Origin of the sequence: Emticicia aquatilis (genome assembly GCF_014644295.1) — a bacterium.
Lineage (GTDB): Bacteria > Bacteroidota > Bacteroidia > Cytophagales > Spirosomataceae > Emticicia > Emticicia aquatilis.
Window position 1 is genome coordinate 120,486 of sequence record NZ_BMKK01000009.1, and the last position, 12,838, is coordinate 133,323.

Consider the following 12,838-nt stretch of genomic DNA (forward strand, 5'->3'; position numbering starts at 1 on the left):
TTCTAAAACTTTGCTAATCACGAAATTTTCGTAAATTCGGGCAGATTTTAAATACTCCCAAAAAACCTTCCGATGGCAACTCATAAAGTTTCAAAAAGCAAATCTGCCAAGAAAAAAAAGGTAGAAACGCCCAAGAAAATACCTTATTACAGAAAGCCCGATAACTTAACCCTCGACCAATGGCAAATTGCACTACGCAAACAATTCGGACAAGACAATGAGTTTTTGGTGACAAACATCGGGCAAGAAAAGTTTTTTTCGGACTTTCAAGTAATCAATAAGGCCACCAACAACTCATATAAAGTTGCCATCAGAAGCACCGACGACACACAAAATTTTTGCGAATGTCTTGATTTTAAAACCAACCGTTTGGGAGTCTGCAAACACATCAGTGCTACTCTCCATCATTTGAGCAGTCTGCATGGTTCAAAGAAAGCATTCAAAGAAGGCGGATTTCAGCCACATTATAGTTCGGTTTATTTAGATTATCTCAATGGGCGTCAGATAAAAATCCGCATCGGTTCAGAAAACAAAGAAGCCTATACTCAACTTGCCAAGGCCTATTTCGATGAAAATAATATCCTAAAACCCGAATCCTTTGCAGTATTTGAGGTTTTTCTGGAAGAAGCCAAGAAAATCAGCAAAAGCTTTAGGTGCTACTCCGATGCCCTCGATTTTGTAATTGGCGAGCGAGATAAGATTCGTCGCCGTGAGTTTTTCATGAATCTGATTCCTAAAGGTAGCGAAGACTTAAATTTTGAAGGTTTGGTCAAAGCTGAGCTTTTTCCGTATCAGAAAAAAGGCGTTTTGTTTGCTGCAATTGGAGGCCGTAGCCTCATTGCCGACGAAATGGGTCTTGGAAAAACACTGCAAGCAATCACCACGGCCGAACTCTATAAAAAAGAACTGGGCATCAACCGAGTGTTGATTGTTTGTCCTACTTCTTTGAAATACCAATGGAAATCAGAGATTGAGCGATTTACCGATAATTCGGTGCATGTCATTGAAGGTTCGCTTATCAAACGAACGGCCCAATACCAGTACGTTGATGCTTTCTACGTCATTGTGAGCTACCATACCATGACCCAAGACCTCGATTTATTGAATAAAATGGAGGCCGACATGGTGATTCTGGACGAAGCACAGCGTATCAAAAACTGGAAAACTAAGGTTTCGCAACAAATCAAAAAACTCATCACGCCATATGCCATCATACTTACGGGTACACCACTCGAAAACAAACTCGAAGAGCTATATTCAATCATTCAACTCATTGATGTTTTCCGTCTGGGTCCAGTTTATCGTTTCTTAAACCAGTATCAGATTAGCGACGAATCGGGCAAAGTAGTGGGTTATAAAAACCTACACGAAATATCGAAACTCCTTTCTGATATTTTAATCCGACGCACCAAGAAGGAGGTTTTATCGCAATTACCGAAGCGGATGGATAAGAATTTGTTTGTGCCAATGACACAAGAACAAATGGATATTCATAATGGGCTGGGCGATAATGTGGCCAAATTGGTGAGTAAATGGCGTAAATATGGCTTCTTGAATGAAACTGACCGCCGACGCTTGATTTTATCGCTGAGCCAAATGCGAATGGTCTGTGATAGTACTTACATACTCGACCAAAAGACTCGACACGATACTAAGATTGAGGAGGTAATGAATATTTTGGACGAGTTTCTCGAAAATTCGGACGAAAAAGTGGTCATTTTCAGCCAATGGGAACGCATGACGAGGCTCGTGGCTCAGGAACTCACCGAACGAGGAATTAAGTTTGAAAATCTGCACGGTGGTATCGAGAGTACGAAGCGAAAAGATTTGCTCGATAATTTCAAGAACGACCCCAACAGTCGAGTTTTCTTATCGACCGATGCGGGTGGAGTGGGTTTGAATCTTCAATCAGCTTCCTTGTTGATTAACTTAGATATTCCGTGGAATCCTGCAATTTTGGAGCAACGCATTGCCCGCATTTATCGACTTGGCCAAGAACGCAATGTATCAATCATTAACCTTGTTTCGACGGGTACGATTGAACACAAAATGCTTGATGTATTGAAGTTTAAAGGAGCCATGGCCGAAGGTGTGCTTGATGGTGGAGAAGATACTATTTTCTTAGGCGAAGATAAATTTAAGCAGTTTATGAGTTCGGTTGAAAACCTTACCGATGCTCCGCAAGACGAAAATACAATCATCGACTCGGAAGAAGAACACGAAGCCGAAGAACAAGATTCGGCCAATCTACTCGATAGGGCATTGATAGATTTACCGCAAAATGCCACCACATTTTTGGGAGATGATGATGTAAAAGAAGAAAGCCTTTCGACCAGTGAATTGGTTGGAGAGAACACTAACCCGAATGAGTTACTTGTCAAAACAGGCGTTCAGTTTTTCACACAATTGGCTCAAACCTTAAAAAATCCAGAAGAAAATAAGGCCTTAATCGAACATCTAATTTACAGAGATGAAACAGGCAAAATTTACTTAAAAATACCAATTGAAAATGAGTCGGTGGTGGTTGAGGCTTTGCAAAGTTTGGGTACTATCTTTGGGGCATTTTTGAAACCTTAATCACTAAAAAAACACCATAAAAGTTTAAAATACACTAACCTAACCAATGAAAAGTTGCTCAATTATTTTGATATTACTGACGATGTTCGGCACATCGGCGGTATGTCAAGAAAACCAATCTGTTACACTAAAAGGCAAAATCAGAGACCATAAAAGCAAGATGCCGTTGGCGGCTCAAATAAAAATCATTTATACTGATAGTCAATTAAATACGCAAGAATCTAATGCTAAAGGAGATGGCAGTTTTGAGTTAAAGACTTTTCCGAAACAATGCGTTTTTCAAGCAAAAACAGATGGATATATTGTTTCAAATGTATTGTTGAATCTGGATAACTTGAGCGAATCGACTGCTTTTGTCGAGATTCCGTTGGTCTTTAATGGCAAATCTAAAATCAACCAACTTCTGCTGGAGTTTTCTGAACAGAAAAAAGAAAAAGAAGACGAAAAAGACAATGGAATTCCGAAAAACAAACAAGTTTTTCAGGCCGTTGATGCAATAGAAAATAAAGCCATACCAGCCCAATTTCGTCTCACGGGAAGCTATAAAAACAATGTAATTAATAAAACAACATCTCGAGAAGCAACGGTTTTCGACCACAATTTTACAGAAAGAGAGCATTTGATGGTTGAGGTAATTGCTGAGGGCTACCAAAAATTTTTGAGTGAAATTGATATTGAAACTTTTGACGAAACAGTACACGAAAACACCGCCAAACTCATCAAGAAAATTTCGTTTCTGAACCTCATCATCAAAAACGAAGCCAACCTACAGAATGTAAATGTCTTTGAGGTAGCCAACGGCACGCAAAAACAAATAGTATTATCAAAAACAAATGAGATGTATTTGGGGCAACTCAAAACGGGCGGCAGTTATAAAATCTCAATCAATTCAAATACTGATAAAGAGGTCGTTAGAGAGTTTTTGGCAGTTGAAGGTATCAATCAAGTATTAATGGTTCTCGACCCAAAACAGCAAAAGCAGGTAAGTTTAAGCGAGCGGCCTACGCAAATATTGCCACAAACAAAAGTGGTTACGGTTGAAAAACAAGCCTACACCGCCGAGAAAAAAGCATTTAGTTTAGAAAGCAAAACACTATTTTTCGACCAGAGTAGCTATGCTCTGAAGCCAGAATCGAAACAAATTTTAGAAGAAATAAGCAAACAACTAATTGATTCGCCTGATGTAAATATTGAGATTACGGGCTATGCAGATAACGTGGGCGATGCCCGACAAAATCAGTATTTATCAGAATTTAGGGCAAAAGTAATTTCGAGTTTTTTGTTTAATAAAGGCATTAACGACAAGCGAATAAAGCTCAAAGGCAACGGAGGCAAACAAGCCGACAGCGACACCGAAGATGCCCGACAACGCAACCGTAGGGTTGAGTTGAGGTTTTATGCCCCTAACCCCTAAAGGGGTATAAATTTAAAAAATTATAGGAAATAGCCTATTTTTGTAAAAAAATACGAGTATTATGATTACACCAGCGGAATTTCCATACATTACATCTATACATGTAAATGATTGTTATACATATCAAAACTTTGATATTGATTTAGTAAAACATCAACCATTTAGCCATTTGATTCTAACTGGAAAAAATGGTTCAGGGAAGAGTACGATTTTAAAAAATTTAGATTTACACATAACAAGCTTATTCCATAACAATGAAAATATTGAATTGAATGATAGTATTAATAAATTAAAAAAAGAAATTAAAAGATTAGAAAATTCTAATCCAACTTCAAACCAATCACAGGCAAACGACCTAAAAAATATATTGAAAACCTTTGGAAGGTTACTCATAACTTTTTCTATTCAAGATAATGTTTATTTTAATAATAGAAAACGATTTATTTACTCTTACTTATCACCTATTAGAAATAGTAAGGTAAACAATGTTTTAAGTCCAACTAAACAAGATGAGTTTGAGAGACAGTTGACTCAAAATAAAACATCTTCTGAGTATTTTATCAAAAACTTTAAACAGTTTTTAGTCAATAGGAAAGTAAATCAAGCTTTTGCCCAATTGAGGAACAATAAAGAAGAAATTGAAAAAACCAATACTTTTTTTGAAGGAATAGAAAGCATTTTTGGTGAAATTTTTGAAGACAAAAACTTGAAGCTAATTTTTGTAGAAGACTCTTACGAATTTTTTATTCAACTAAACGATGGAAGGCAACTTACTTTTGATATACTCCCCGATGGTTTTTCTGCATTTTTGAGCATCTTAATGGATTTATTTACTCGTTTAGATTTAATCAGAAAATCCGTAGGAAATTTCACTTATGACCCCTGTGGAATTGTATTGATTGATGAACCCGAAACTCATTTGCATCTTTCTTTGCAATACCAAGTTTTACCGATTCTGACCAAACTCTTTCCGAACGTTCAGTTTATTGTAGCAACCCACTCCCCTGCCGTAATTTCGAGTATAAAAAATGTAACAGTTTTTGATTTAACGAGTAAAGAAGTCATGTCAGATGAAGCCGTTGGCAAGAGTTTCTCAGAATTAATGGTTTCTCATTTTGGCTTAGATAATGAGTTTTCTAATGTAGCTGATGGTATTTTTGATAAGTTTAATGCTATCATTAAAGAATATCGAGGAAATATACCTCAAAGAAATGCAAAACTAAAAGAACTTTTAAACGAAAATGAAAAGTATATTTCGCCAACGATGCGTTTTGAATTAGAAGCTAAATTATCGGAATAATCTAAAAACACTTTTGCCAGTATGATTAATGTTACGAGAGGCCAACGCCCAACTTCATTAGATAGAACTGAAATACGAGGATATTTAGAACAACTTGCTGATTATAATCTACTCGATGAAGAAACAAGAAAAAAGGCGGCCAAACCAGACGCAGGTGCGTATAGAAACTCAGATGTTTTGGAGGCTTTTGACCGTGATTTTTATTCAAAATGCTATCTAACTGAACAAAAGTATGCCAATTCGTGGGCAATGGATATTGAACATTTTAAATCGAAAGCGTTTGGACAGTTTCCAGAATTGAAATACGATTGGGATAATTTATATCCTTGTTCACATGATGCTAATTTACTAAAGCCTAAGAAAGACCCCGCTGATGGTTATTTAGACCCATGCGACCCGAATGATGATGTAGAGAGAGAAATTGTTTATACACTGGGTTTGGGAGGTGTAGCTTTTTTTGACCCTCTTGACAATTCAAATATAAAAGCTAAAAATACGGCTTATTTACTTGATAAAGTGCATAATGGAGGGGATTTTGATTCTAAGCAAAAGACAGCAGAAGTTAGACTATTGATTGCAAAAAAAGCAGAAGATGTAAAAGAAGCAATTATGGCGTGGCTTGATGCGAAAGGTAATTTACAGGAAGAAATAAGAACAAGCCGCAAAATTAAAAACCTTTTATCAAGAAAATCTGATTTTACGATGCTTCTGCGTTCGCTTGATTGTGTTAGAAAATATGTTCCTGCTGATTTCTTAGACTAAAATTATGCAAATCCTCGAAACCGAAAGACTCATTCTACGCCAATTTACACTTGATGATGCGGCTTTTATACTCGAATTACTCAATACCCCAACTTGGCTACAATTTATCGGTGATAGAAATGTTCATTCGATTGAAGATGCTGAAAAATATTTGCTAAATGGCAGTATGAAAAGCTATGCAGAAAATGGTTTTGGGTTTTATGCTGTTATAGATAAAGAATCAGAAAAAGCTATCGGAATGTGTGGTTTGATAAAACGTGACACCTTACCAGACATTGATATTGGCTTTGCTTTTTTTTCTAATCTTATCAGCAAAGGTTTTGGGTATGAAATAGCTTCTGCAACACTCGATTATGCTTTTAATGTACTGAAAATCAAGCGTATAGTAGCGATTGTAAATCCAGAAAACGAGAAATCTATTGGTTTAATCAAAAAAATAGGAATGCAGTTTGAGGAAATGATAAAATTTGGCGAAGAAGCAAAAGAGTTGATGTTGTTTGGTAAGACAAGTTTTTAAGGAAGTCTTCGCTTAAAGCGAAGACTTCCTTCGTTTCATTTCTCAGCCGAAAAACCTATCAATGGCGGGTCGATAAAAAAAGTATCCCAATATTCAGTATCGCTTACTTTTGCATCCAAAAACGGCCCTTCCCATCTAAAATTTTTAAAACCAACTTCTTTGAAACACGCTTCATAGGTTTGTGGACTCAAATAAAAATTATTGAAACTAAATTCAGTTCCATCGGGATTAAATATTACATATCGCACAAAATCACCTTCGTTTCTTGTTTCGGTGCTTGCTTTTATGAAACCATACTCTTTATAAGTAGCGTAGTTTTCAAGCTTATTCATTGGGTTATCATTAAAACCAACGAGTTTGCCTCCCGATTTTAAATTCAAAAAAACAGTTTTACACATCTGCAATAATTCTTCTTTGGTCTGGGCATAATTGAATAAATACATGCACATCACAATATCAAAATCATCTACTTTGCCGAGTGCTAAGGCATCATTTACTAAATATTCGCAACCAATTAAATTTTTAAGTTCTTCGGCCTCAGCGAGTTTAATCATTTCCGAAGATAAATCTACACCAAGTATTTTCGCAGCTCCCAATGCTTTAATTTTTCGGGTGTAGATACCTTCTCCACAAGCGAGGTCTAAGATTTTCTTATTACTTACATCGCCTATTAATTTCAGTAGCGTATATTCTTCTATACATTTTCTAAAACCTAACTGCTTTGAGTTTTTATACTGCTCAGCAATGGCATCATAAGAGTTTTCATTCATGGCTATTTTGGTCTAAAGTGGCTATTTCGTGCAATACAAATCTATGAAAAAGGCTAAACTTTGGTTATACTTTTCTCTAAAATCTCCACACATTTCTCCAATTCTTCAACCGTAGAAGAAGCAAAACCCAAACGAGTAGAATTGATGTTGTAGTCGGGCAAATTATGTTGTAAACCATTAGAGAAATAAAGGCCATTTCTGAGGGCATTTTCAGCAGTTTTTACCAAATCTATGCTTTTATCAAACTTTGTCCAGACTGACATTCCTCCTTCTGGAATCTGGAAACTGACTTCATTTTTAAGTTTTTGAGTTAATAATTCACAGAAAAAATCTCGACGTTCTCGGTATCCACGTAGCGATTTTCGGAGGTGCTTCTGAATCACGCCTTCGTGCAGGAGTTCGGCAATGGCATTTTCGAGCATTGTATCGCCTTGGCGGTCGATGATGCGGCGGTAGTAAGATAAATGCTCAATCACCTCTTCGGGAGCAACCAAATAACCAACTCGAAAGGCTGGTGAAATACTTTTAGTAAACGACCCCGAATATAGCACCACTCCCACTTCGTCGGCACTGGCCAAAGGTAAAAGTGGTTTGCTTTGATAATGAAAATCATAGTCATAATCATCTTCAAATATGATAAACCGATATTTTTCGGCCATCTTTAAGAGTTTTATTCGTCGGTCAGCTTTGAGGGTGACGGTTGTTGGGTAATCATGGTGCGAAGTGATGTAAATTAACCGAATTGGGTGTTTTTTACATAATTCTTCCAGAACATCAACCATAATTCCATTTTCGTCGGTCGGAATCGTTAGGATATTTGCCCCTGCGTGTAGAAAATTTATCTTAGCACTTGACCATGTCATTTCGCCAAGTACCACATAATCGCCCGTCTTTACGAATGCCGTTGTGAGCAAATACATTCCCATCATCGTTCCTCGTACAATCAACACATTATCGGGCGTAATCTTCAAGCCTCTACTTTCGTTCAGGTATTTGGCCAATTCTTGTCTTAACCAATACGCTCCTTTGGTGTCGCCGTAGCCAAGTTTTACGTAAGAGTTTCCATGAACCAAATTACTCCTGTAAGCCCTTGCCAAATCAACCAAAGGAGCTAAACGAGGGTCGGGAAAACCATCATCTAAATGCAATTTATCTGATGCTTTAACTACTTCTCTATGCAAAAATGACTTTGAATCAAAGTTAAAACCCGCTGTTTTGGGCAAAAAAACAGGATTATCAATGAGTTTCTCTGATTTTATCTCGGGTAGGTTATTGGCTACGAATGTTGCACTCCCCTGTTTGGTTTCGAGCCAACCTTGTAAAATCAGTTCTTCGTAGGCAATCGTGATGGTTTTTCGATGCAAATCAAGCAATTCGCTCAATTTTCTCGAACTCATTATCTTTTGCCCTTTTTTGAGAGTACCAGTCTGTATCAAATAGATAAATCTTTCGATGATTTGCTGGTAAATGGGGGTCTTGGAATCTTTCTTGACAATTATAAGTGTATTTAATGGCAACATAACTGGACTACTAAGTATTTCATTTTTGGACTACAATGATAGTCCAAAAGTAAAGTAATTTTGCTTCAGAAAAAGAAAAACCTAAGATATGTTTTCATTCAGACTCAAAATTATCCTTGCATTTGCAGCCATTTATTTGGTTTGGGGTTCAACATATCTATTTGTAAAAATTTCTTTGCATTCATTCCCTCCTTTTTTACTCTCAACGCTTCGTTTTTTTATTGGAGGAGGAGCCTTAATGGTGTATGCTTATTGGGTAAAAGACCAATTCCCGAAATCGAAGGAATTATTAAAACAAGCACTTTTGGGTTGTGTTGTTTTCATTGGTGGAATTATGTCGGTGGTTTGGGCTCAACAATACTTGTCATCGAGCCTTACTTCCACTATCATCACAACCCCTTTCTGGTTTGTGGTTTTAGATAGAAAACAATGGCGGTATTACTTTTCTAACGTCCACATAATCATTGGCTTAGTCTTAGGGCTGATTGGCGTAACGACGCTCATGATTTTTAAAACCAACACTCAAATGAGCAGCAGTAGCTACATGCAGTTATTGAGTATTTTAGTGATAATCTCGGGAAGTTTTTTTTGGGTTTTAGGTTCATTATATCTCCGAAATAAACCCAGTTCGACATCAGTATATGCCAATACATCTGTACAGTTATTGGCTGCTGGAATATGCTGTTTATTAATCAGTATATTCAATGGTGAAATGGGTAGTTTTAATATTCAACAAACTCGACTTGATGGCTGGTTATCAGTCATTTACTTAGCAATTTTTAGCAATACGCTCACATTTTTGGCTTTTGTTTGGCTTATAAAAATCAAGCCACCCGCCATTGTCAGCACTTATTCTTATGTCAACCCGATGGTGGCTACTTTGTTGGGATGGAGTTTGGGGAATGAACACATTTCACTGGTTCAAATTTTAGCACTTAGCCTGATCTTATCGGGTGTATTATTTGTGAATTTAGGAAAAAATAAACTTTAATGATATGCAAATCCAAATCGCTCAAACCAAAGAAGATTTCTTAAAATGTTTCGATGTGATGCAGGCACTGCGTCCGCACCTCACACCCGAATTGTTCTTGGAATTATTGCCAAAAATGAAAGAGGAAAATTATAGTTTGCTTTTTATCGAAGAAAACGATAAAGCAGTTTCGGCCTGCGGATTTCGCTACCTAACAACGCTTTTTGATGGCCGCTATATTTATATCGACGACCTCACAACACTACCCGAAGCTCGTGGCAAAGGCTATGCAGGAGCATTGTTTGATTATGTCGTTGAAAAAGCAAAAGAAGAAGGTTTGAAAGCAGTACACCTCGATTCGGGGCATCAAAGATATGACGCTCACCGACTTTATCTGAATAAAGGAATGAAGATTGTTTACCACCATTTTAGACTTGAATTATGATACCTCTACAAGACCTCTTAATCTTTATTTTAGCTGCTTTCGGATTGGTTATTACTCCAGGGCCAAATATGATTTATTTAATTTCTCGCTCAATTACTCAAGGTAAAAAAGCTGGAATTATATCTCTTTTTGGAATTGTTACTGGTTTTTTATTTCATATCCTCTTGGTTTCAGTAGGAATCACTGCCATTCTATTTGCTGTACCAATTGTGTATTTAGGTCTTAAAACCGTTGGTGTATGCTATCTTATTTATTTAGCATTTCAAGCCATCAAGCCCAATAGTCAGAATATTTTTGAGGCCAGAACCGACCTACCAACTGACCAACCATTGAAGTTGTTTAGTATGGGATTTTTCACAAGTATTTTGAACCCTAAAATTGCTATTTTCTACGTTTCGTTCTTTCCACAATTTATAAAAATTGAGTACGGCTCTGTTTTTTGGCAAAGTATCGAATTGGGTATTACTCAAATGATGGTAAGTTTTTCGGTGAATTTGATTATTGTTCTAACAGCCGCCAAAACCGCCATTTGGTTTGCAAGAAATCCAATTTGGATGAAAATTCAGAAGTGGTTTATGGCAAGTATTCTTACGAGTTTAGCACTAAAAATGGCATTAGATAAAAGTAAATAAACCTACGCAAAATTATGATACAGCAAACCCCACGTACGACTACGAGCAGAATGCCGAAACGTACACAATACGACGAAGAATTGATTTACTCGATTTTAGACGAAGCAATGTTTTGCACCATTAGCTATTCGATTGATAATCAACCTTTTTCTATCCCAACGGCCTTTGTCCGTAAAGAAAACAAATTGTATATACATGGTTCGGTTGGTAGCCATTTCTTACGTGGAATCGAATCGGGCATACCCGTTTGTATTTCGGTAATGCTTACAGATGCTCTTGTTGTGGCCAAATCAGCATTTCATCATTCGGTCAATTATCGTTCGGTCATTATTTTTTCAAATGCCGAAAGAATTGATGATTTTGAAACCAAAGCATTGTTTTTCAAAGAATTAACCGAAAAACTCGTACCGAATAGTTGGGATTATCTACGCCCAATGAAGCCAAGTGAAGTGAACAAAACTATGCTTTTGGTTTTTGATATATCGGAGGCATCGGCACGCTTACGTACAGGAATGCCCAACGATGATGAGGAAGATAAAAGCCTGCCTATTTGGTCGGGAATCATACCGATTCCGAGCAAAAAACTCTCTCCAATTGCCGACGAATTTAGTGCGAGTATTCCTTTGCCGAAGCACTTACAATAAGCCGTAGTAGTTTTTCTACAAACAAAATAAATCAGAAACTAATAGGGATAAACCCATCTGAGTTGTCATAGATGTAAAACATATTTTGCATCTATGATTTACTTAATAGGAATCTGTATAGCGTTTTTTCTTGCACTTATTATTCTTACCAAAACAGGCAGAAACATAGCTGATGTGATTTTGGGTATTTGGATGATAGTCATAGGATTGCACCTTGCTTCATACTATGGCTTTATCACCAATAATATATTCAAATATCCATTTTTATTGGGCTTAAATATTCCCATTCCGTTTTTTCATGGCGTATTTTTATACTTGTACGTAGAGGCCCTAACCCAACCACATAATTTTACTTCTAAAAAATGGCTTCTACATTTTATACTTCCTGTTTTTATTATTGTACTGCATGTGCCTTTCTATTTACTGTCTAATGCAGAAAAAGTGATTGTTTTTCAAAATGAAGGGAAAGGCTACGAAGCAGTTATGGATTGTACAAGTTTTTTGCTCAACGTTTCGGGGATTTTATACGTAATCATCACCAATCGCTTATTAGGCCTACACAAAAAAAGCATATTGAATCAATTTTCGAATCAAGAAAAAATCAACTTAAATTGGTTACGTTTTTTGTTTTATGCGATGTCATTAATGTGGGTACTGATAATAGGTTTTCATGATGATACTTTAATTTTTTCGGCAGCCAGCATATTCGTGGTTTTCATTGGATATTTTGGCATCAAACAAGTTGGCATATTCACCAATCAATTACCCGAAAACATTGAGCAAGAGGCAATTACGGAGTTAGTTAGTATTATCAATGAATCGAATGTAGAAAAAAAGAAATATGCTAAGTCGGGACTCAACGAAGTAATGACGAAGGATTTACACCTACGACTTAAAAGTATGATGGCTACCGAAAAACTATTCACTGAACCCGAACTCACACTGTCCGATTTAGCTGCTCGTTTGTATATTCACCCAAATTATCTTTCTCAAATCATCAACGAAATAGAGGGTGTAAATTTCTATGATTATATAAATAACCTTCGAGTCGAAGAATTTAAAAGATTAGTAGTTTTACCTCAAAATCAAAAATTTACACTATTGGCTTTGGCGTTTGAGTGTGGTTTTAACTCCAAATCAGCCTTTAATCGTTTTTTCAAAAAATCAACCGATTTATCCCCATCTGAGTACGTAAAACAAGTGCTTTAAACTAATAAGGTTTCGCCTTACAAGTTAGGTCGATTTATATTTTTTGTTGAGTCAAATTTATGACTCAATTTAAAATAC

12 protein-coding genes are annotated in these 12,838 nt (G+C 36.5%); 10 read left to right on the forward strand and 2 right to left on the reverse strand.

Translation table 11 applies throughout. The features are described from left to right. Positions 1 to 72 precede the first annotated feature (72 nt). The 5 genes from IEX65_RS19945 (at position 73) to IEX65_RS19965 (ending at position 6,570) form a co-directional block, all read left to right on the forward strand. Positions 73 to 2,577, forward strand: coding sequence for a DEAD/DEAH box helicase (locus tag IEX65_RS19945; RefSeq protein ID WP_188768657.1), 2,505 nt, complete (start codon positions 73 to 75; stop codon positions 2,575 to 2,577). 46 nt (positions 2,578 to 2,623) lie between these two features. After that, positions 2,624 to 3,991, forward strand: a complete 1,368-nt coding sequence (locus tag IEX65_RS19950; RefSeq protein ID WP_188768658.1) for an OmpA family protein — start codon at positions 2,624 to 2,626, stop codon at positions 3,989 to 3,991. Positions 3,992 to 4,052: 61 nt separating this feature from the next. Next, positions 4,053 to 5,291, forward strand: a complete 1,239-nt coding sequence (locus tag IEX65_RS19955) for an AAA family ATPase (protein ID WP_188768659.1) — start codon at positions 4,053 to 4,055, stop codon at positions 5,289 to 5,291. 21 nt (positions 5,292 to 5,312) lie between these two features. Continuing rightward, a complete protein-coding gene (locus tag IEX65_RS19960; RefSeq protein WP_188768660.1) occupies positions 5,313 to 6,053 on the forward strand; it encodes a hypothetical protein in 741 nt (246 codons plus the stop codon). 4 nt (positions 6,054 to 6,057) lie between these two features. Beyond that, positions 6,058 to 6,570 (forward strand): GNAT family N-acetyltransferase, encoded by a 513-nt coding sequence (locus tag IEX65_RS19965; protein ID WP_188768661.1) that lies wholly within the window; start codon positions 6,058 to 6,060, stop codon positions 6,568 to 6,570. Between the two features lie 35 nt (positions 6,571 to 6,605). Here IEX65_RS19965 and IEX65_RS19970 read toward each other — a convergent pair whose 3' ends face one another. Both IEX65_RS19970 and IEX65_RS19975 read right to left on the reverse strand, forming a co-directional pair. Then, positions 6,606 to 7,340: a class I SAM-dependent methyltransferase gene (locus tag IEX65_RS19970; protein ID WP_188768663.1), complete on the reverse strand. Its 735-nt coding sequence runs from the start codon at positions 7,338 to 7,340 to the stop codon at positions 6,606 to 6,608. 53 nt (positions 7,341 to 7,393) lie between these two features. Continuing rightward, on the reverse strand, positions 7,394 to 8,860 hold the full coding sequence (locus tag IEX65_RS19975) for an aminotransferase-like domain-containing protein (protein ID WP_188768665.1): 1,467 nt from the start codon (positions 8,858 to 8,860) through the stop codon (positions 7,394 to 7,396). Between the two features lie 88 nt (positions 8,861 to 8,948). Here IEX65_RS19975 and IEX65_RS19980 point away from each other — a divergent pair, with 88 nt between their 5' ends. From IEX65_RS19980 to IEX65_RS20000, 5 genes are all read left to right on the forward strand, one after another. Beyond that, a complete protein-coding gene (locus IEX65_RS19980) occupies positions 8,949 to 9,851 on the forward strand; it encodes an EamA family transporter (protein ID WP_188768666.1) in 903 nt (300 codons plus the stop codon). Positions 9,852 to 9,855: 4 nt separating this feature from the next. Beyond that, on the forward strand, positions 9,856 to 10,275 hold the full coding sequence (locus IEX65_RS19985; RefSeq protein ID WP_188768668.1) for a GNAT family N-acetyltransferase: 420 nt from the start codon (positions 9,856 to 9,858) through the stop codon (positions 10,273 to 10,275). Beyond that, a complete protein-coding gene (locus IEX65_RS19990; RefSeq protein ID WP_188768670.1) occupies positions 10,272 to 10,907 on the forward strand; it encodes a LysE family translocator in 636 nt (211 codons plus the stop codon). The genes IEX65_RS19985 and IEX65_RS19990 overlap by 4 nt, the downstream gene beginning before the upstream one ends. A 14-nt stretch (positions 10,908 to 10,921) precedes the next feature. Beyond that, entirely contained in the window at positions 10,922 to 11,551 is a 630-nt protein-coding gene (locus IEX65_RS19995) for a pyridoxamine 5'-phosphate oxidase family protein (RefSeq protein WP_188768672.1), read from the forward strand. 93 nt (positions 11,552 to 11,644) lie between these two features. Next, a complete protein-coding gene (locus tag IEX65_RS20000) occupies positions 11,645 to 12,760 on the forward strand; it encodes a helix-turn-helix domain-containing protein (protein ID WP_188768674.1) in 1,116 nt (371 codons plus the stop codon). The last annotated feature ends 78 nt before the right edge of the window (positions 12,761 to 12,838 follow it).